At 58.2% G+C, this 23,411-nt stretch carries 6 protein-coding genes; 3 read left to right on the forward strand and 3 right to left on the reverse strand.

All coding sequences use genetic code 11. The annotated features are described in order from the left end of the window. Positions 1-129: 129 nt before the first annotated feature. On the reverse strand, positions 130-1,488 hold the full coding sequence (locus KW838_RS16585) for a TolC family outer membrane protein (RefSeq protein WP_102699035.1): 1,359 nt from the start codon (positions 1,486-1,488) through the stop codon (positions 130-132). 588 nt (positions 1,489-2,076) lie between these two features. Here KW838_RS16585 and KW838_RS29535 point away from each other — a divergent pair. The 3 genes from KW838_RS29535 (at position 2,077) to KW838_RS16620 (ending at position 18,513) form a co-directional block, all read left to right on the forward strand. Next, positions 2,077-13,716 carry a retention module-containing protein gene (locus KW838_RS29535; RefSeq protein ID WP_256358868.1) on the forward strand — a complete coding sequence of 3,880 codons (11,640 nt, stop codon included), beginning with the start codon at positions 2,077-2,079 and terminating at the stop codon, positions 13,714-13,716. A 329-nt stretch (positions 13,717-14,045) separates the two neighbouring features. After that, positions 14,046-16,052: a hypothetical protein gene (locus tag KW838_RS16615; RefSeq protein WP_218501790.1), complete on the forward strand. Its 2,007-nt coding sequence runs from the start codon at positions 14,046-14,048 to the stop codon at positions 16,050-16,052. Positions 16,053-16,323: 271 nt separating this feature from the next. After that, positions 16,324-18,513, forward strand: a complete 2,190-nt coding sequence (locus tag KW838_RS16620) for an autotransporter outer membrane beta-barrel domain-containing protein (protein ID WP_256358869.1) — start codon at positions 16,324-16,326, stop codon at positions 18,511-18,513. Between the two features lie 92 nt (positions 18,514-18,605). On the opposite strand, the gene KW838_RS16625 is transcribed toward KW838_RS16620, so the two are convergent. Together KW838_RS16625 and KW838_RS16630 are read right to left on the reverse strand one after the other, a co-directional pair. Further along, positions 18,606-19,826 carry a carboxypeptidase regulatory-like domain-containing protein gene (locus KW838_RS16625; protein ID WP_218501794.1) on the reverse strand — a complete coding sequence of 407 codons (1,221 nt, stop codon included), beginning with the start codon at positions 19,824-19,826 and terminating at the stop codon, positions 18,606-18,608. Between the two features lie 299 nt (positions 19,827-20,125). Then, entirely contained in the window at positions 20,126-23,407 is a 3,282-nt protein-coding gene (locus tag KW838_RS16630) for a carboxypeptidase-like regulatory domain-containing protein (protein WP_218501797.1), read from the reverse strand. Positions 23,408-23,411 lie beyond the last annotated feature (4 nt).

Here is a 23,411-nt window from a genome sequence, read left to right on the forward strand (position 1 = left end):
TCCCATTGCTCTGCGGCAATTGACAAACTCACTGTAGGAGCTGCCGCAGGCTGCGATCTTTTGACTTTGCTTTTCAGCAAACACGATCAAAAGATCACAGCCTGCGGCCGCTCCTGCACGGGTACTTCGTTATTTCATTTCCGGCAGACGAGCTTCGTTTGTCACTTCGGTCTGGGCGATTGCGTCGGCGGGCAGTACGACCCGTTGTTTGCTCAACAACTGACCCATGTTCGCCAGGATGCGGTACATCGAAAACTCTTCGGTGTAGCGCACTTCGGTGTAGCGACGGTTGGCGTTGTAGAGTTCGTTTTCGCTGTCGAGCAGGTCAAGCAGGGTCCGCTGGCCGAGGCCGAACTGATCCTGATAGGCAATGCGTACGCGCTTGCTGGTGTCGGCGTATTCACGGGCGGTCGGGGTTTGTTTCTTGGCATTGACCATGGCGTTCCAGGCCAGGTGAATATTCTCGTTGAGCTGGCGCAGGGCATTGTTGCGGATGTCCATGGCCTGGTTGATCTTGTGCGCGTCGGAGGCCAGACGCGCCTTGTCGCTGCCGCCGCGGAACAGGTTGTAGTTCATTACCACGCCGACCCGCCACTCGTTGTCGTGGCCTTCGTCACCCTGCACGTTGTTGTTCGCGCCCACTGCCGCCTCGGCGTCAAGGCGTGGGTAGAAGGGCGACTTGGCAACTTCGTACTGGCTTTCGGCCGATTGCACGTCGGCCTGGGCGGATTTCAGGTAAGGGTTGTTTTCCACCATGCTCTGCTGGGCTTCGGGCAGGGAGGTTGGGACTTCACCGCGAATCGACGGCGGGGCTTCGAGTTCATCGGGCATACGCCCGACAACGGCGTAAAAGTTCGACTCGGCGTCAGCCAGATTGACTTCGGCGGTGTCGAGGTTGTTTTCTGCCAGTGCCCGGCGAGCGCTGGACTGGTCGGCATCGGCGTTGCTACCCACGCCGCGCTGGGTGCGCAGGCCGATCTGGTCGTTGACCCGCAAGTGCGCTTGCAGGTTGTTCTTGGCCAGGGTCACCAGTTCGCGGTGCTTGAGCACCTCGAGATAGACCTCGGTGGTACGCAAGGCCAGATCCTGAGCCGTTCCCTGAGCGTAATAGGCTCGCGAGTTGACCACGCCTTTGGTGCGCTCGACTTCATTGGCGGTGTTGAACCCGTCAAACAGCATTTGCCGCAGGCGCAATTCCGACTGAGTGTAATTGAGGATTTCGGTGTGGTGATTGCCGAGCGCCCGGGTATTGGTGTTATCGCTGTACCCGCGCCCGTAAGCAGCGTTCAGATCGACCGATGGATAAAAGCCCCCTTTGGCGACCTTCACGTCTTCGTCAGCCGACAGACGGCTGTCCACCCGGGATGCCAGTTCCGGGTGCGTCGCGATGGTGCTCTGGATCGCTTCGGTCAGCGTCATGGCCTGAGCCTGGGACGAGCAGGCCATGGCCAAAAGAACCGCGCTGCAGAGGGGGGTTAATAGGCGCATGTACATCTCCCTGATTCCTGATGGTGCTTATCAGTCGCCAATTATTTGACGACATTTATAGGTAAAGTTGTTTCATGTCTTTAACAAAAGAGCTAAGAACATTCTGGAGCGTAGCTAAGAAATTTTTTTCATAACGGTTATGCCAAAAAAAACTTATGCGCTCTGCGAAATCCAGCACATTGTTCAATGCGAAAGCCCTTGTTTTATGAGCTCTGGGGCGCTCGTCGGGGTTTGAGGAAAGTTCCAATCCACTTATCGACTTAGAGCGGAGAAGTGCTGGAGGGGAGGGACGCTAGCGATCTAAGGGTGACGGTTTTTTGTCACTTGAGTGATTCAAGATCGTTACGCATCGTTCACAGGCAAGGTTGTTGCGTACAGGGATCCGATGCCATTGATTGCAGAGGAGTTTTCCCTAAACCGCAAACAGCGCCGTGAGCGAATGGCTGGGCGAGATCGTTGCCGGGGCCTCGGCTTACTTAAGTAAACCGGGACCCCGGAACACGATCCGCCAGACAACCCGCTTGAGCCATGAGCACGTTCTTCGCACAAACAAGGTGCCGACAGCGGTTGGCAGCGGAGGAAGTGCACATGGCTACGCTCATCGGAATCGTCAGTAAGGTCATTGGTCAGGTGTTCGCGGTCGCGAGCGACGGCACCCGGCGCGCGCTGGTCGAGGGGGACAAACTGTTCGCCGGCGACCAACTGAGCACCGGCGCCGAAGGCGCGGTAGCGGTGCATCTGCAAAATGGCCAGGAACTGACCCTCGGGCGCGGCAGCAGCATGCAGATGACCCCGCAATTGCTCGCCAATCAGATTCCCCACGTGGACTCGTCCGAGGCGGTGACGCCGAGCCAGGCGCAGCTGACGGATGTCGAACAGCTGCAAAAAGCCATTGCGGCGGGTGACGACCCGACCCAAACCGCTGAAGCCACCGCTGCCGGGCCTACCACGACTGCCGGTGTACCGGGTGGCATCGCGGGCAGCGGCCATAGTTTCGTCATGCTCGAAGAAGTGGGCGGGCGAGTCGACCCCACCATCGGTTTCCCCACTGCCGGTTTCAACGGCATTCCCGAATTTCCCGAAGAACGCCTGAACGCTGATCCGGACAATAACGCCGTAGCGGCCGATACCCCTGTGGTGCCGCCAGTGACGCCCGAGGTGCCGAACTATCCGGTCACCCTTGATGGCCTGTCGGTGGAGAATGGCGAGTTGACCGTCAATGAAGCCAACCTGGCCGACGGTTCGGCGAGGAACCCGGGTGCGCTGACCCAAAGCGGCACCTTCACCGTCAATGCCCCCGACGGGCTGGCCAACCTCAGCATCGGCGGCATCAACGTGATCAGCGGCGGCGTGGCGGCAGGTTTTCCGCAGTCGATCACCACCCCGCTGGGCAGCACGCTGACTGTCACCGGCTATAACCCGGCCACGGGCGTGGTCAGTTACAGCTATACCCTCAACGGTGCCGAAACCCATGCAAGCGGTGAGACTGCCAATACGCTCGGCGAACACTTCGTCGTGGTGGCCGGCGACAGCAATGGCGATAGCGCCACCGGTTCGCTGGATGTCAACATCGACGACGACGTGCCCCAAGCGGTCGACGACAGCAATGGCATCGCCTCGGAAACCTTGCTGACGCTTAACGGCAACGTGCTGACCAACGATGTGCAAGGCGCTGACCGTGTGCCGGTCGGTGAAAACAGCGGGCCGATCACGCCCGGCACCTTCACCGGCATCTACGGCACCCTGGTGCTGAATGCCAACGGCACCTACACCTACACGCTCAACACCAGCGATGCCGATTTCAAGGCGTTGCACGGCGGTGGCGACGGCACCGAAAGCTTCACCTATACGCTGACGGACGCCGATGGCGACAGCAGCACGGCGACCCTGGTGCTGCAGATCCACAACAACGATGACCCGGACACGATTGGCGGATTGAATGTCGGGGGCGGCGAGTTGACCGTCTTCGAGAAAAACCTCGGCGACGGCAGTGCTCCGGATACCACGGCGCTGACCCAGAACGGCACTTTCACCGTCACCGCGCTGGACGGCGTGACCACCTTGACGGTCGGCGGTATCGCCGTGGTCACGGGAGGCGTAGCAGCGGGCTTCCCGCAATCGATCACCACGCCGTTGGGTAGCACGTTGACCATCACCGGCTTCAACGCCGCGACCGGTGTCGTGAGCTACAGCTACACCCTCAATGACAACGAAGCGCATCCGACCGCCAACGGTGCCAACACTCTGCCTGAGCAGTTCGCCGTGACCCTGGTCGATGACAACGGCACCACCGCCACGGGTAGTCTCGACGTGAACATCGTCGACGACTTGCCACAAGGCGTGAACGACAGCAACGCTTCGACGGCGTCGGAAACCCTGTTGACCCTCAACGGCAACGTATTGACCAACGACGTACAAGGCGCTGACCGGGTAACCATTGGTGAAGGAACTGGCCCGATCACCCCAGGCACCTTTACCGGCACCTACGGCACCTTGGTACTCAACGCCAATGGCACCTATACCTACACGCTAAACACCAGCGATGCCGATTTCAAAGCCCTGCACGGCGGTGGCGACGGCACGGACACCTTCACCTACACCATCACCGACGCGGACGGCGACAGCAGCACCGCCAACCTGGTGCTGCAGATCCACAACAACGATGATCCGGTGACGATTGGCGGTTTGAACGTCGAGGGCGGCGAACTCACCGTCTTCGAGAAAAACCTCGGCGACGGCAGTGCTCCGGATACCACGGCGCTGACCCAGAACGGCACCTTCACCGTCACCGCGCTGGACGGTGTCACCAGCCTGACCGTGGGCGGCATTGCCGTGGTCACTGCGGGTGTGGCGGCGGGCTTCCCGCAATCGATCACCACCCCATTGGGCAGCACGCTGACCATCACTGGCTTTAACGCGGCGACTGGCGTGGTCAGTTACAGCTACACCCTCAACGACAACGAAGCGCACCCGACCGCCAACGGCGCCAACACCCTGCCTGAGCAGTTCGCCGTGACCCTGGTCGATGACAACGGCACCACCGCCACGGGTAGTCTCGACGTGAACATCGTCGATGACCTGCCACAAGGCGTGAACGACAGCAACGCTTCGACCGCTTCGGAAACCTTGCTGACGCTGAACGGCAACGTGCTGAGCAACGACGTGCAAGGCGCTGACCGGGTAACCCTTGGTGAAGGCACTGGCCCGATCACCCCTGGCACCTTCACCGGTACCTACGGCACTTTGGTGTTGAATGCCAACGGCACCTACACCTACACCCTCAACACCAGCGACGCCGACTTCAAGGCGTTGCACGGCGGTGGCGACGGCACCGACACTTTCACCTACACCATCACCGACGCGGACGGTGACAGCAGCACGGCCAACCTGGTGCTGCAGATCCACAACAACGATGATCCGGTGACGATTGGCGGTTTGAACGTCGAGGGCGGCGAACTCACCGTCTTCGAGAAGAACCTCGGAGATGGCAGCGCTCCGGATACCACTGCGCTGACCCAGAACGGCACGTTCACCGTCACTGCGTTGGACGGTGTCACCAGCCTGACCGTGGGCGGCATCGCCGTGGTCACCGGAGGCGTGGCCGCGGGCTTCCCGCAATCGATCACCACGCCGTTGGGTAGCACGTTGACCATCACCGGCTTCAACGCCGCGACCGGTGTCGTGAGCTACAGCTACACCCTCAACGACAACGAAGCGCATCCGACCGCCAACGGTGCGAACACCCTGCCTGAGCAGTTCGCCGTGACCTTGGTCGATGACAACGGCACCACCGCGACCGGTTCACTGGACGTGAACATCGTCGACGACCTGCCACAAGGCGTGAACGACAGCAACGCTTCAACCGCTTCGGAAACCTTGCTGAGCCTCAACGGCAACGTATTGAGCAACGACGTGCAAGGTGCCGATCGGGTAACCATTGGTGAAGGCACTGGCCCGATCACCCCGGGCACCTTCACCGGCACCTACGGTACTTTGGTGTTGAATGCCAATGGCACTTACACCTACACGCTGAACACCAGCGATGCGGATTTCAAAGCGCTGCACGGCGGTGGCGACGGCACGGACACCTTCACCTACACCATCACCGATGCGGACGGCGACAGCAGCACCGCCAACCTGGTGCTGCAGATCCACAACAACGACGATCCGGTGACGATTGGCGGTTTGAACGTTGAGGGCGGCGAACTCACCGTCTTCGAGAAAAACCTCGGCGACGGCAGTGCTCCGGATGCCACGTCGCTGACCCAGAACGGCACCTTCACCGTTACTGCCCTGGACGGCGTGACGACCCTGACTGTGGGCGGCATCGCCGTGGTCACGGCGGGTGTGGCGGCGGGCTTCCCGCAATCGATCACTACGCCATTGGGCAGCACGCTGACCATCACCGGCTTCAACGCCGCGACCGGTGTGGTGAGCTACAGCTACACCCTCAACGACAACGAGGCGCACCCAACCGCCAACGGCGCCAACACCCTGCCTGAGCAGTTCACCGTGACCGCGGTCGACGACAACGGCACCACGGCCACGGGCAGCCTCGACGTGAACATCGTCGACGACTTGCCAAAAGGCGTGAACGACAGCAATGGCACCGCCTCGGAAACCCAACTGACCCTCAACGGCAACGTATTGACCAACGACGTACAAGGCGCCGACCGGGTAACCATCGGTGAAGGCACTGGCCCGATCACCCCCGGCACCTTCACCGGTACCTACGGCACCCTGGTACTCAACGCCAACGGCACCTACACCTACACCCTCAACACCAGCGATGCCGACTTCAAAGCCCTGCACGGCGGTGGCGACGGCACCGACACTTTCACCTACACCATCACCGACGCGGACGGTGACAGCAGCACCGCCAACCTGGTGCTGCAGATCCACAACAACGACGATCCGGTGGTCCTCAACGGCCTCAACGTGTACGGCGGCGAACTGACGGTCTACGAGAAAAACCTCAGTGACGGCAGCAACCCCAACGCACCAGCCCTGACCCAGAACGGCACGTTCACCGTCACCGCACTGGATGGCGTGACCACCCTGACCGTGGGCGGCATCGCCGTGGTCACCGGAGGCGTGGCAGCGGGCTTTCCGCAATCGATCACTACGCCATTGGGCAGCACGCTGACCATCACCGGCTTCAACGCCGCGACCGGTGTGGTGAGCTACAGCTACACCCTCAACGACAACGAAGCACACCCAACCGCCAACGGCGCCAACACCTTGCCTGAACAGTTCACCGTGACTGCGGTCGACGACAACGGCACCACGGCCACGGGCAGCCTCGACGTCAACATCATCGACGACCTGCCAAAAGGCGTGAACGACAGCAATGGCACCGCCTCGGAAACCTTGCTGACCCTCAACGGCAACGTGCTGAGCAACGACGTGCAAGGCGCCGACCGGGTGACAGTTGGAGAAAACGCCGGCCCGATCACCCCCGGCACTTTCACCGGTACTTACGGCACCCTGGTACTGAACGCCAACGGCACCTACACCTACACGCTCAACACCAGCGATGCCGATTTCAAAGCGTTGCACGGCGGTGGCGACGGCACCGACACCTTCACCTACACCATCACCGATTCGGACGGCGACAGCAGCACCGCCAAGTTGGTGCTGCAGATCCACAACAACGACGATCCGGTGGTCCTCAACGGCCTCAACGTGTACGGCGGCGAGCTGACGGTCTACGAGAAAAACCTCAGTGACGGCAGCAACCCCAACGCACCAGCCTTAACCCAGAACGGCACCTTCACCGTTACCGCGCTGGACGGCGTGACCACCTTGACGGTCGGCGGCATCGCCGTGGTCACCGGAGGCGTAGCGGCGGGCTTCCCACAATCGATCACCACGCCATTGGGCAGTACCCTGACCATCACCGGCTTCAACGCCGCCACCGGTGTAGTGAGCTACAGCTACACCCTCAACGACAACGAAACGCACCCAACCGCCAACGGCGCCAACACCCTGCCTGAGCAGTTCACCGTGACCGCGGTCGACGACAACGGCACCACCGCCACCGGTTCACTGGACGTCAACATCGTCGACGACCTGCCAAAAGGCGTGAACGACAGCAATGGCACCGCCTCGGAAACCCAACTGACCCTCAACGGCAACGTATTGACCAACGATGTGCAAGGCGCCGACCGGGTGACGATTGGTGAAGGCACTGGCCCGATCACCTCCGGCACTTTCACCGGCACTTACGGCACCCTGGTGTTGAATGCCAACGGCACCTACACCTACACGCTGAACACCAGCGACGCCGATTTCAAAGCCCTGCATGGCGGTGGCGACGGCACCGACACCTTCACCTACACCATCACCGACGCGGACGGCGACAGCAGCACCGCCAAGTTGGTGCTGCAGATCCACAACAACGACGATCCGGTGACCCTCAATGGCCTCAACGTGTACGGCGGCGAGCTGACGGTCTACGAGAAAAACCTCAGTGACGGCAGCAACCCCAACGCACCAGCCTTGACCCAGAACGGCACGTTCACCGTTACCGCACTGGACGGCGTGACCACCTTGACTGTCGGCGGCATCGCCGTGGTCACGGGAGGTGTGGCCGCGGGCTTCCCACAATCGATCACCACGCCATTGGGCAGTACCCTGACCATCACCGGCTTCAACGCCGCCACCGGTGTAGTGAGCTACAGCTACACCCTCAACGACAACGAAGCGCACCCAACCGCCAACGGCGCCAACACTCTGCCTGAGCAGTTCACCGTGACCGCGGTCGACGACAACGGCACCACCGCCACGGGCAGCCTCGACGTCAACATCATCGACGACCTGCCAAAAGGCGTGAACGACAGCAATGGCACCGCCTCGGAAACCCTGTTGACCCTCAACGGCAACGTGCTGAGCAACGACGTGCAAGGCGCCGACCGGGTGACGATTGGTGAAGGCACTGGCCCGATCACCCCCGGCACTTTCACCGGCACTTACGGCACCCTGGTGTTGAATGCCAACGGCACCTACACCTACACGCTAAACACCAGCGATGCCGATTTCAAAGCCCTGCACGGCGGTGGCGACGGCACGGACACCTTCACCTACACCATCACCGACGCGGACGGTGACAGCAGCACCGCCAACTTGGTGCTGCAGATCCACAACAACGACGATCCGGTGACTCTCAACGACCTCGATGTGTATGGCGGCGAGTTGACGGTCTACGAGAAAAACCTCACTGACGGTACTGACCCCAACACACCGGCCCTGACCCAGAACGGCACCTTCACGGTCACCGCTCTCGATGGCCTGCAAACCCTGACCGTGGGCGGCATCACCGTCGTCAGCGGTGGCGTGGCCGTCGGCTTCCCGCAAACCACCGTCACGCCGCTGGGCAGCACCCTGACCATTACCGGCTACAACCCGACCACCGGCGTGATCAGCTACAGCTACACCCTCAACGACAACGAAGCCCATCCAACCGCCAACGGCATCAACAGCCTCACCGAGAACTTCAACGTCGTCGCTACCGACACCGATGGCGACATCGCGAACGGGCAGATCAACGTCAACATCATCGACGACCTGCCGACCGCCAAAGCCGATGCGGACTCGGTGCAGGAGGGCGGCACCGTCAGCGGCAATGTCCTGGACAACGACATCGCTGGAGCCGATGGCCCGGCTGCCGCTGGCGCCGTGGTCGGCGTGCGTGCGGGTAGCGATACATCAACTTCGGCCATCGGTGGGCTGGGCAACCCGATCAACGGCACCTACGGTTACCTGACCCTCGATGCCAACGGCAACGCCGTGTATCACAGCACGCCTAACGCGGTGAGCAGCCCCGGCGCGGTGGATGTGTTCACCTATACCGTGCGCGACTCCGACGGTGACGAAAGCACCACCACCATCACCATCGACGTCTACAACAGCTGCCTGAAAGCGGTCAGCGACAACGATGTAACGGTCTACGAAAAAGCCCTCGACCTGAGCCAGGGCGGCCAGGACCTGGCTGCCGGTACGGTCGTCGGCAGCGATCCGACCAGCACGGGCGAAACCGCTTCCGGCACACTGGTGGGTTCGGTCACTCACGCCGTCGGCGCGATCACCTACGCCCTGGTCGGCAGCAACGTGGGGACCTACGGACAGATTCAGCTCAACGCCAACGGCACCTACACCTACACCCTGACGACCCCGCCGAGCACCACACCGAACGCCAATGACGGCCCGAACGTGATGCACGAGACCTTCAACTATCAGGCTACCGACTCGCTGGGCAATATCGTCACCAGCACCATCGTGGTGGACATTGTCGATGACATGCCCAAAGCGATGAACGACAGCAACCTCGGCACCGCCTCGGAGACGGTGGCGAGTCTCAGCGGCAATGTGTTCAACAACGACGTGATCGGCGCCGATAAAGTCGCCATCGACCTGAATGCCGGCCCGGTGACCCCAGGTACCTTCACCGGCACCTACGGCACTCTGGTGCTCAACGCCAACGGCACCTACACCTATACGCTGAACCCCGGCGACACGGACTTCAAAGCCCTGCAGGGCGGTGGCAACGGCACCGAAACCTTCACCTACACCATCACCGACTCGGACGGTGACATCAGCACCGCCAACCTGGTGCTGAACGTTCACAACAATGACGACCAGGTCACCCTTGGCGGCCTCGACGTGTATGGCGGCGAGCTGACGGTCTACGAGAAAAACCTCAGTGACGGCACCAATCCCAACTCGCCGGCCCTGACCCAGAGCGGCACCTTCACGGTCACCGCCCTAGATGGCCTGCAAACCCTGACCGTGGGCGGCATCACCGTGGTCAGTGGTGGCGTGGCCGTCGGCTTCCCGCAAACCGCCGTCACGCCGCTGGGCAGCACCCTGACCATCACCGGCTACAACCCGACCACCGGCGTGATCAGCTACAGCTACACCCTCAATGACAACGAAGCCCATCCAACCGCCAACGGCATCAACAGCCTCACCGAGAACTTCAACGTCGTCGCTACCGACACCGATGGCGACATCGCGAACGGGCAGATCAATGTCAACATCGTTGACGATCTGCCGACCGCCAAACCTGACTCGTCGTCGGTAACGGAGGGCGGCACGGTCAATATCGGTGTGCTGGGCAATGACATCAACGGCGCCGATGGTCCGGCGACGGTAGTCGGCGTGCGCGCCGGCGGCAATACCGCGACCTCGGCCATCGGCGGGCTGGGCAACCCGATCAACGGCACCTACGGTTACCTGACGCTCGATGCCAACGGCAACGCGGTGTATCACAGCAATCCGGATTCGGTCGGCGCTGCCGGGGCCACGGACACGTTCACCTACACCGTGCGCGACGCCGACGGCGATGAAAGCACCACCACCATCACCATCGATGTGGCCAACAGCATTATCAAGGCCAACCCCGACAGCGACGTGACGGTCTACGAAAAAGCCCTCGACCTGAGCCAGGGCGGCCAGGACCTGGCCGCCGGTACGGTCATCGGTAGCGATCCGGGCAATACCGGTGAAACCGCGTCCGGGACCCTCGTCGGATCTGTCTCGGGTGCCAGCGGCGCGCTCACCTACACCCTGGTCGGCAGCGCCACCGGCACCTACGGGCAGATCCTGCTCAACTCCGACGGCAGCTACACCTACACCCTGACCTCGGCGCCAAAAACCTCGCCGAATGCCAACGACGGTCCGAACAGCCTGAGTGAAAGCTTCACCTACAAGGCCACCGACGCGTCGGGCAACAGCAGCACCAGCACCATCGTGGTCAACATTGTCGATGACGTGCCCAAGGCGGTGGCATCGGATCGCTCGGTGGCAGCAGTGGAGATCGATTCCAACCTGCTGATCGTGCTTGATGTCTCCGGCAGTATGGCCGACGCTTCCGGCGTACCGGGCCTGTCGCGCCTGGCCCTGGCCAAGCAGGCCATCAGTGCCTTGCTGGATAAATACGACGACCTGGGCGATGTAAAAGTGCAGCTCGTCACCTTCAGCAGCAGCGCTACCGACAGGACCTCGGTGTGGGTCGATGTCGCCACCGCCAAGACGCTACTCGCCGGTCTGACTGCGGACGGCGGCACCAACTACGACGCGGCCGTGGCGACCATGCAGACTGCGTTCAACACCTCGGGCAAACTCACCGGTGCGCAAAACGTCGGCTACTTCTTCTCCGACGGCAAGCCCACCACCGGCCAGGAAATCGGCACCGCCGACGAAACCGCGCTGAAAGCCTTCCTCGATGCCAACAACATCAAGAACTACGCGATCGGCCTGGGCAGCGGCGTGAGCAACGCCAACCTCGATCCGCTGGCCTATGACGGCAGCAGCCACACCAACACCAATTCGGTGGTGGTGACCGACCTCAACCAGCTCAACTCGGTGCTGTCCGGCACTGTGATCGGCGCACCGGTGACCGGCTCGCTGCTGGGCGAGGGCGGAACCTTCGGTGCCGACGGCGGCTTCATCAAGACCATCACGGTGGACGGCACCACGTACACCTACGATCCGAGCGGCAACAGCAATCAGGGGGCGCTGACCTACAGCGGCGGGGTCAACCATGGCACGTTCAACACCGTGAACAACACGTTGAGCATTGCCACCAACAACAGCGGTACCTTGCTGGTCAATCTGGATACCGGCGAATACACCTACATTTCGCAGAAAACCACCTCGGTGGTGATCACCGAAAACGTCGGATTCACCGTCAGCGACAACGACGGCGACCTGGCCAGCTCCACCCTGACGATCAAAGTCATTCCGAACGCACCGCCAGTGGCCGCCGATGACCACGTCATCACCAACGTGCTCTCGGGCACCGTCGTGGTGCCGGGTGAGCTGTTGCTGGCCAACGACACCGACCCAAATGGCGATCAGCTCTCGGCGACTCCAACCTCCTTCAATACCGGCTGGATAGCGAGGGGAGCGGACTTCATTGGCACCAATTCGAGCTTCGGTTTCACCGGCAACAATGCGAAGACCGTGACCATAGCCCGCAGTGCCTTCGTCGCCGACGCGGTGGCCATGACCGCTATGCTGGTGGTCAGTGGCGCGCTGGGTTCGGTCGGCAGCAATACCGGTGAAGACTTCATTACCGTCAACCTCAAGGACGGCGAGACCCTCAACCTGAATCACAACCTGGCGGCCGGGCGTATCAGCATGGAGTACTCGGTCAACGGCGGTGGGTTCACCTCCATCACCGACGGCCAGACCATTACCGCGACAGGGGATGGGACCTACCAGATCCACGTCACCAACATCCCCAACAGCTCGGGTGGTGGCAACGGTTCTGAAAATTATCAACTGACCATGACCGTCAACTACGCCGGGGCCCATGACATTGCCCCGGATTTCCACGGCACCTACACCGCCAACGACAACCACGGCGGCAGCGACTCGGCCAACCTGACCATCAGCTATCAGGATGGCCACACCCTCACCGGCACCAGCGGGGATGACGTCCTGGTAGCGGGCACGGGCAGCAACATCATCAATGCCGGCGACGGCAACGATGTGCTCACCGCCGGTTCCGGCAACAACGAGCTGCACGGCGACGCCGGCAATGACTTGCTATTCAGCGGCCAGGGCAATGACACCCTGGATGGCGGCACGGGCATCGACACGGCCAGCTATGCCCACGCCACCGCCGGGGTCACGGTCGACCTCAGCCTGCTCGCTGCGCAGAACACCCTCGGCGCGGGCACGGACACCCTGACCGGTATCGAAAACCTCACCGGCTCTAACTTCAACGACACCCTGACCGGCAATAATGCCAACAACGTGATCAACGGCGGCCTGGGCAATGACATCCTCAATGGCGGGGGCGGCGATGACTTGCTGATCGGTGGCCTGGGCAACAACACCCTCACCGGCGGGGCAGGGGCCGACACCTTCCAGTGGCTCAAGGGCAACAGCGGCCATGACGTGATCACCGACTTCACGCCCGGCACCGACAAGCTCGACCTGTCGCAACTGCTGCAAGGGGAAAACGGCACCACGGCTTCGCTGGACGACTACCTGCACTTCACCGTCACCGGCAGCGGGGCGTCGACGGTGACCAGCATCGACGTCAGCGCCATGGCCGGCGCCGCACCGAACCAGACCATCGACCTGGCCGGCGTCAACCTTGCCAGTCAATACGGTGTCACGCCGGGAGCGGGTGGCGTGGTCGCGAGCGGGCATGACACGGCGACCATCATCAACGGCATGCTCAACGATCATTCGTTGAAGGTGGATACCGTGTGAGCTGAAACCTTAAGCGAAAAAACCCGCCATCCCTGTGCAAGGGATGGCGGGTTTTTTATTGCCCGAGACAAAGGAAAATGTCCGACCAGTGGTAGCAAAACCTGTAATTTCTGACAGTAGCCAGCCATTTGTAACTGCCTTTAAATCGAGTCATCGATCAAGCGACAGCATCGGTGCACACACACTCGAGTCCCCCGTGTTTTTCGCCCGGATTCAGCGGTAGCGGGCGTATGCCAGCTTTATCGAACAACCGCCGGTCTTTGATTTACCGGGCGTCAGATAGTTACACCGTTGGCGCATTGCGTCCGGTCACGGAAAGGAACTACGAAATGTCGACATTCAATAAATTGTCTGCTCAACAGCAACGGCTGCTCGATTACAACGCGATGCTACGCAGGCGCCGAACCGAAGATGATTTTCCAGCACCGGAGCCAATGCCAAACAAGTTGTTGGATGCGACGGATGATGACCCGGGCAATCAAGTTCCAAAAAGTGAACAAGGGCTTCCCATGCCTTTTAAAGTCCCCAAGTTTGCGGATTATGGTGAGGAGGATAACCGGCTAGTAACAATGCAGCTCAAGTTTGACGGTGCTGACGCCGGCACTCCCTTGACAGGTAGGAGACCTTTGGATGAAACCTGGTTTGATCAGCGAATAATCTTACCGGCTGGATACACCAACAGGCCCGGTCAGCATAAGGTGCGGATTTTCTTGGTAGTAGGTTTTAATGACGCTGACTCGGAAGAATTTGTATTGAATGTAGATACACAGCCGCCTACCCCAACGGTGAAGCCCGTAGTTCCGGACAGAATTAAAATTGAGGGGATTACAGCAGAGTATTTCGATGGCAGTCCCCATGTGTTACTGAGTTATCCAGGCAATTATGGCGATGCAAAAATCGGTGATGTCGTTGAGTTTATGCTGGCGAAATATAAGGCAAATGGTGATGTGGATTTTGATACCGAACGACTTATCGGTACGGCGGTGCGCTCGACCCCTACGACTCCGCTGCAAACAACCAATTTGGACAAGGATTTTCTTGAGCGTGGAGGCGATGAGGGTGACCGGGCTATTTTTGTTTATGTGACGGATCGAAAAGGCAATAAGAGCGACGCTACTCTTAACGAAAAAGTTGATGTTTCATTGATTCCAGCGCCAAAAAATCAAGCCGTTACTGTTGCGCTGCATGATGATGATAATCTGATTTTACTGGCGGATGCACAGCCGTCGATCATCGCCAAGTTTAATTACGATAACTTTCAGGCTGGAGATCAAATCAGGGGCTGGATCGATAAAGAGCCACTGGGTGATATTCCGGTGAACAGCGTTCCTTTTGACTTGGATCTGACGTATAGACAGCTGTTTAATGAGAATCTTGGCCCTAAGACGATAGATTTGGAATGGCAGGTTCGGCGCAATAATAAATTATATCCGCGTGATACGCGAGAAAAGAAACCGTTAAATATAGACCTGAGAAAGCCGGGTATGCCCGTGGACCCGGATAAACCTGGTACTCCTGGTTCGCCGGATCCGAGGTTACAACCGGTCACGGTACTAGGAGTGAACAAGCTGGAGCCTAATAAGCTAGGTAAGTTGGATATCGAGAACGGGGCATTGGTTACCGTTCCAATTTATGAAGGCCATAAAGCCAAAGATCGAATTCAACTTCGTTATATGGGTGTTGAGATACTTGAAAGCGAGGGCGGGGTTGTGATACTTGCTGGTGATGAAACAGCTGAGACCGTTCTTGAAATGAGGATTCCTGGGGAGCTTGTTGAAGCAGTTGGGAACAATGATAATGCCTTCGCGGATTACGAGATCAGTCATGAAAGTGTGAACGAGACCATTGCGGTTGCGCCTCGTCAGAAAGTTGTGTCTTACATGGCGCCCGGTGTAATGGTTCAGCCTAATTTTGAGAGGTCTGACGTTGGTGATGACGGTCCTGAACTGCATTGCAAGTCTTTGGTTGTAGATCCGGATACGGCGCGAAAGGCTGTGGAGGTCAAGTTTTCCGGTGACGCCAGATTGAAAGACGTCGATGTCAAGTTCTATGTGCAGGGTTATGAGAATGCTAAAGAAGACGGTACAGACAAAAATATCCGGGGGGAAATCATCCTCGAGGCTGCGGCAATGGTAGAGAAGACCCCCAATGAGGATGAGGCGAGTACCGGTTTCAGTGTGTTTTTCCCATGGGAGGTATTTGACAAGATTCGCGATGGCTGGTGCACGTTGCACTGCTCGGCAAAACTTAATGGATACACAACACCCTCTGTTCCGAAGTTGTACAGGGTGGGGATGTTCAATCCGGGTAATGGCGACTTCTGTAACCTGATTTAATAACCAATAAAGGGAGGTGCGTAGGCGTCTCCCTTTTTTATGCATTCGGTGTTTGACGGACGGGGCTGAGAGAGGCTTTAGGATTACTCCTACATTTTTTTGTCGGAAGAGAGGCTATCTTGCGCCGCCCTTGTAGTCCTCCAGCCCGTTTGATCGGCGAGGACGGATCGATGAATAGGAAATTACCATGGCAATCGACAAACCGGCATCTCGTCCAGCTGTCATTTCAGGCTCCAACGCAAGGCTGGCATTAGTGCCAGCTTTTTTTTTCATGAGTTCTACCGTTTTTGCGGCAGTGATTGTCGATAACGGATCCACCCTGGATATCGATTCAACGGCTGCACCTGACAGCTATTCGGTGAGAAACAACAGTACGTTGAACATGACCGATGCGACCACCCGAAATGTCTCTGTCCAGACCGGCTCTACCCTGAACATCAATGGCGCGACCGTCACCGGTAACCCGGGCCAGGCGGGGATATCCATCAACACCAGCCGCGCAACCATTGATCGGGCGACGGTCAGCAGCGACACCATTGCGTTGCTGGTCAATCGCACGGTAGGAGGAAGGACTGGCTCGACCGTAACCGCCGCCAACAGCGTATTCAGTGGTGGCTCTGCCGGTGCCGTGGTGACAGGGTTCAGCACCCTCGAGCTGATCAACTCCGAAGTCACCGGAACGGGCGCTGGCAGCTTTGGCCTGATCGTGGCGGGAGGTTCCGTCACCGCATCCGCCGATACGCGAATCATCGGTGAAGCTGCAGGTGTGCGATTTGAAACGGATCCACCCGTGGGCACTGCGTCGCTGGTGCTGGACGGCTCAAGCGTCGTGGGCCGCGATGGGCCGGCGATTCAAGTGGACGACGGTGTCGACGCCAGTATCGAAGTGTTGAACGGTTCCACGCTGGCGGGCAGTAACGGCAACCTGCTGGAAGTGCTGGGAGCATCGACGGCCGCCATGAGAGTGGCCGGCAGCGCCTTGCAAGGCAACGTGCAAGTCACTGACTCCAGCACCGCCAACCTGACGTTTGATCAAGGGCAGATGATTGGCGACGTGGTGGTCGAGGACGGTTCTACTGCCAATGTCACCCTGCAAAATGGCTCGAAATTCACCGGTCGCCTGGATAACGTCACGGGCGTCACCCTCGGTCAATCGAACTGGACCATGACCGGCAATGACACCATCGGCAGCCTGAGCATGGATGGCGGCCGGGTGGATTTCGGTGATGCCGGGGGGGCATTTCGTCAACTGAACGTTGGCACCCTCGATGGCACCGGCACCTTTGCCATGAAGGGCGATTTCTCTACCGGTGCCGGTGATTTTCTCAATGTGACCGGCGCAGCCAATGGTCAATTCGGCCTGGAGGTCGCGGCTTCCGGTACGGATGCGGTGGCCACGCAACCATTGGCACTGGTGCGCACCGCCAGCGGCGATGCGCAGTTTTCGCTGGTCGGCGGTCGGGTGGACCTGGGTACCTGGTCCTACGATCTGGCGAGTGCCACCGATGGCAGCGGCGGTACAGAGTGGTTCCTCGACCCCGCCACCAAAACGGTCAGCTCCGGTGCCCAGACAGTGATGGCGCTGTTCCGCACCGCGACGACCATTTCCTATGGCGAGCTGAAATCACTCGAAAACCGTATGGGTGATTTGCAATCGGACGGCAAGTTGCATGGCGTTTGGATACGACCTTACGGCAACAAATACAACGTTGGCGAGGGCGCGGGCGTGGCCTATCAGCAACGGCAACAGGGTGTTTCCATGGGTGCAGACACCCGTCTGGGCGATGGTCCGTGGAGCGTCGGGGTGCTGGCCGGTTACAGCCAGTCGGACATTGACCTCAAAGGCGGAAGCAGCGCAACGGTCGATAGCTTCTACGCCGGTCCATACGTTGGCTGGCAGGATGCGGACACCGGCTACTACATGGGTAGTGCACTGAAATTCAACCATTTCCGCAACGACTCGAAAGTCCGTTTGAGCGACGGAACCCGCGCCAAAGGCGACTACAGCAACTCGGCGGTCAGCGCCTTGGTGGAAGTCGGCCGCAACATCCGGCTGGCAGATGACTGGCGGGTCAAACCCTCCGCGCAATTGTCGGCCGGCGTCATCGAGGGCGCGAGCTATGACCTGGACAACGGCATGGACGCCGACGGCGACCGGACACGTTCGTTGCGCGCCAAGCTGGGTGTCGCTGCCGGTCGTGACTTCAAGCTGGGCAGCGGTACCGTCGTGCAGCCATACGGGCGGGTCGCGATGGTTCATGAGTTTGCCAACAATGACAACGTGCATGTCAACGGCAACGAACTGAACAGCGATTTGTCGGGTAGTGGTGTTGAGGTGGGTGGCGGAGTGGCCGTTTCCCTGGCGTCTAATGTACGGGTGAGTGCGGACGCCGACTACGGCAAAGGGGAGAATTACGAGCAGCCATGGTCGGTGACGCTGGGGGTGAGCTACGGGTTTTGATGGCTAGGTATAAAGGAATGAAAAAAACCGCGTAAAGCGGTTTTTTTCATCCAATAGTTTCTAACTGAAGATCTGCCTGAGCAAACGGTGAATCATACTGGAGTTACATGATAGCTCCAGTATTGAGACAGTTGACCATCGGCATCTCTAACTCTAAGTGTGTATGGGCCACCTGGAGTTACTGGCGTGTTAGTCACAAATTGCCACGTTCCCTTGGCGCTGGCATTTATGTTCGACACTGGATTGTGGTTCCACAATAAGGTGACTCGTCTGTCGGGGGCGGCACCATACCCGTCGATAGTCAATTTTCCACCAGGCGTACTGCCTCCATTAGAAACGGGGTCACCTGCACGGTTAGTGACACTTTCGATGGTCGGCCTAAGAGTCTCAACCACCTTGAATGTCCGGGGCGGGTCGGTGATTTCGTTGTCGCCATAGTTCGCGTGAGCGGTCAGGCTGTAGTCACCGTCTGTCACATCGAGCGTATATTTCCAGACGCCAAATTCGAGATCGGCAGTTGCGATGGCACCTTCAATCGGGTCGCTGCCATTGAATAGCTGAATGCTCTCACCGGGCCGGGCATGCCCCGTGATGAACAACGGGGTCTTGTCGGTGGTCCCAGCTTCATCGACAGGGGGCCCGCCCTCGAATTCGAGGACGTCATCCAGGCTCAGCTTTTCGTCCTCCTTCACGGAAACACGGAAGTTGAACACATCGGACTCTTTACCATTGGCTGCCTTGATCTTGATCTTGTAGGTGCCATCGGTGAGTCCATCGAGGGTGAGTTTGAAAAAGCCGTCAGGGTTAACGTTGATTTTCTTGCCCGTGGTTGTGCCGTCGTTGAACGCTTCAACTTCCATACCGGGAGGTGCGTAGCCGGAGAACTCCAGTGAGTCGCCGGTGTAGGTATCGTCATCGTTAATCGGGCCATCTTTGCCAGTGACTACCTTGATGATCGGCGTCTCGGTCGCCCATATGAAATCGTACGGGGTCGAGCTATTTTGAGGTGGGTCTATTTCGATGACATTAAGGTTGAAAGGCTTGAATTCCTGGTGGCTAAAGTTGAGTCGTTTAATCCAGATTCCTGACGGGAGAGTCTCCACATCACTGATAGGGTTAAAACGATCGAGAATTTTGAGCATCCTGCCTGCGTCAGCCTTACCCTTCAATTCCAGTATTGGGTCATAAGTAACAGTGTTTTTTGGAACGAGATTACCCTTGCTGTCCGTGATTGAATCGAAGGTTACTCTATCTGTTGTTTCATTTTGTTTGTTTGACGTAAGTGCTGAAGTGTTTGGTGCTTTAGCGGTCATGATGATGACTCCGGGCATGAAAGTGAATGTGCCCGGGTGATTTAAACCCTGCTCTGATAGCTTGCCTACTATCATAAATAACAGGGGCGAGGTGGTTTCCGATCAATAGACGAGATGCATTGGCTGCATTGCTTTCGGCGGCTCGATCTGTTGTCTCCCGTCCCGAATACAGACCGGCTCTACCCTGAACATCAATGGTGCGACCGTCACCGGCAACCCGGGGCAGGCGGGGATTAGTGAATGAAAAAACCGCGTTAAGCGGTTTTTTCATTTTGCCGGATTGACGGAGTCTTCAACTTCTACCGAAGTAGAAGAATGACAATGTCATCAATTTCGTAGTCATTGCCTCCGTTGCTTCCGCTTCCCCCGCCTCTGTCTTCATGACTGTTTATGTCTATCTGGTAACGATCTCCGGTCGCGGGTACTGAAAACTCTCCCTGCATAGGGTGCCACTCTCCGTCCCGGGGAATACTATATTCAGGCAAAATCGTTGCGCCACCTCTCGAAACCGACAACCTTGGAGGTTTGTTCGTTTCATCGGCACTGAAGTTACGAAGTCGATAACTGAATGAGTAGGTTCTATCTTTTTCGAATCGGAAAAAATTGGAAAACACGACACCTGCGTTTCCGGTCGCGTTTACCGTTTGGTGGTGAAACACACCGTTGGTTATTTCTCCTCCCAAAGCGGCAGGTCCTCGGCTCCAGCTTCCAGAGCTACCATCATTGAAATCTGTTATCGAGTCGCTCCATTCAGGTCTGATCTGACGCACGATAATGTCATCCAGTTCGTAATCGTTGCCTCCATCCGGCCCAGTGCCGCCACCTCGATCCTCATTGCTTTTTATGTAAAGCGTGTAGTTGTTGGTGCGAGGGACCGAAATTCGCGCCGACAGCAAATGCCATTGTCCGTCTCTAGGCACATTGAAAACAGGAATCAACTCCTCGGCTCCTATGGTGACGCTGAACTTCGGAGTCAGGTTAGTGGGTTGGCCGCTAATGTTTCGAACGCGGAAGGTGAATGAGTATTGCTCATTGGCATCGAAGACAAATGCTTGTGAAAGTACGGGTCCGGCGTGGCCAGTCGCACTGGTTGTCACGTTACGGAGGACTCCCTGGGTTACGACACTCTGAGTAAAGGCAATGCCTTTCTGCCACTTGCCGAGCGTATCATCGTTAAAAGTTGTGACAGAGTCTGGCCAATTTATGACGGTAAAACTTTGAGTGTCGGAGTCAGGTACACCGGTACCATAAAGTGGTTTTATTTTGAGGTCGTAGGTTTTTGCAGTCAGCCCGTTCAAGTCCTTGCTAAAAGTATCATCAGGGCCGACCAGGGCTTCGGTCAGCCGGTTTGTACCGTCCCATATCTCGACTTTCTGATCCTTGTGGGCACGTCCTTCGACTGTCACGGCCCTTTCGATGGTCGTGGCGTCTGGGTCAATAGGCCCCAAAGCACCCTTGATGGCGCTGATACTTGGCCTGAGTGCAGCCGCAACAGAAATCGTCCATGGGTTGGACTCGTCATTGTCACCATAGTCTGCCTCCGCGATGAACTCATACTTGGTTCCGTAGTTCAGATTTTGAACGAGTCTGGCCCATTTGCCCGTATCGTCGGTCGGTTCCGGTTTCGGGTCGGTGACTCCGTTGATCTTTAGCTTGATCGTCGCTAGCGGCGCCGCTACACCCCTGACAATTACATAGTTGTATAGGGTTGTACCGAAGTCCTCGATCAGGCCGTCCAGGTCGAATGCACGGGTGTTGTGCGGCTTGATGATGGATACCACGGTAAAGGTGCGGGGCGGGTGGGTGGTTTCGTTGTCGCCATAATTCGCCTGAGCGGTCAGGCTGTAGAAACCGTCTTCCACATCGAGCGGATATTTCCAGATGCCAGATTCGGGATCGGCAGTTGCGATGGCACCTTCTATCGGTTTACCGTGATTGAGTAGCTGAATGCTCTCACCGGGCAGGGCATGTCCAAAGATGAACAACAGCTTCTTGGCGGTGGTCTCACCTTCATCGACAGGGGGGCCGTCTTCGGATTCGAGGACGTCATCCAGGCTCAGCTCGAGGTCCAGCACCACGTTAAAGGTGCGGGGCGGGTGGGTGGTTTCGTTGTCGCCATAGTTCGCCTGAGCGGTCAGGCTGTAGAAACCGGCTTGCACATCGAGCGTATATTTCCAGACGCCAGATTCGGGATCGGCAGTTGCGATGGCACCTTCTATCGGGTCTCTGCCATTGAATAGCTGAATGCTCTCACCGGGCCGGGCATGTCCCGTGATGAACAACGAAGTCTTGTTGGTGGTATCACCTTCATCGACAGGGGGGCCGCCCTCGAATTGGAGGACGTGATCCAGGCTCAGCGCGACGTCCTCCCTCACGAAAAAGGTGCGGGGTGGGGCGGAAAACTCTTCATCGTCGTAAAGTCCCTTGACGGTAAGTTCGTGTTCTTCGGGCGGGGCCACATCAAGTTCGATTTCCCAGTATCCGGTCACCGCGTCGGAGGGTGTCGCTGGTCCGATGGAATCACCACGAGTGTGCAACTGCACGCGTTTGCCGGGCCTGACATAGCCGCAGATCTTTACCTTTTTATCGTAGGTGGTGCGGCCCTCAAGGACCTCCCCCTTGGAGTCGAAGACGTGATCCAGGCTCAGCTTGACGTCCACCGCCGCATCAAAGAGATAGGGAAATTTGGAAGTTTCACCCTCGCCATAAAGCGCCATGGCGGTAAGGCTGTACGACTTGGGGGGGGACAACTCAAATTCGATTTTCCAGTGTCCGTCAGGCTCCTCGGCGGTCCCTATTGCTCCGTCGACAGGGTCGTCGAAATCGAGCAGTTGCACCTGTTTGCCGATCCAGGCAAAGCCTTCGGCCCTAACCCATTTGCTGTAGGTGGTATCGCGTTCAGTGATAATCTTCCCGCGGGAATCGTAGACCCTATCAAGGATCAGTTCTATATCCGATGCGACATGGAAGGTGAACACATCGGACTCTTTGCCATTGGCTGCCTTGATCGTGATCTTGTAGGTGCCAGCGGTGAGTCCATCGAGGGTGAGTTTGAACAAACCGTCAGGATTAACCTCGACTTTCTTGTCCGTGGTTGTGCCGTCGTTGAACGCTTCAACTTCCATACCGGGAGGTGCGTTGCCGGTGAATTCCAGTGGTGAGGTACCGGTGTAGGTATCGTCATCGTCAATCGGGCCATGCTCGCCAGTGACTACCTTGATGATCGGCTTCTCGGTCGCCCATATGAAAACGTACGAGTTCGAGGTATTTTGAGGTGGGTCTTGTTGGATGGCATTAAGGTTGAAACGCTTGAATTCCAGGTTGCTAAAGTCGAGTTGTTTGTTCCAGATTCCTGACGAGAGAGTCTTCACCTCACCGATAGGGGTAAGACGATCGCGAATAGTGAGCATCCTGCCTGCGCCAGTCTTACCCTCAAATACCAGCATTGAGTCATAAGTAACGCCGTTTTTGGGAACGAGATTACCCTTGCTGTCCTTGATTGAATCGAAGGTTACTGTATCTGTAGTTTCATTCTGTGTGTCTGACGTAAGTGTTGAAGTATTCGGTGGTTTAGCAGTCATGATG

Source organism: Pseudomonas sp. PDM27, assembly GCF_019219205.1.
Classification (GTDB): Bacteria; Pseudomonadota; Gammaproteobacteria; order Pseudomonadales; family Pseudomonadaceae; genus Aquipseudomonas; species Aquipseudomonas laurylsulfatiphila.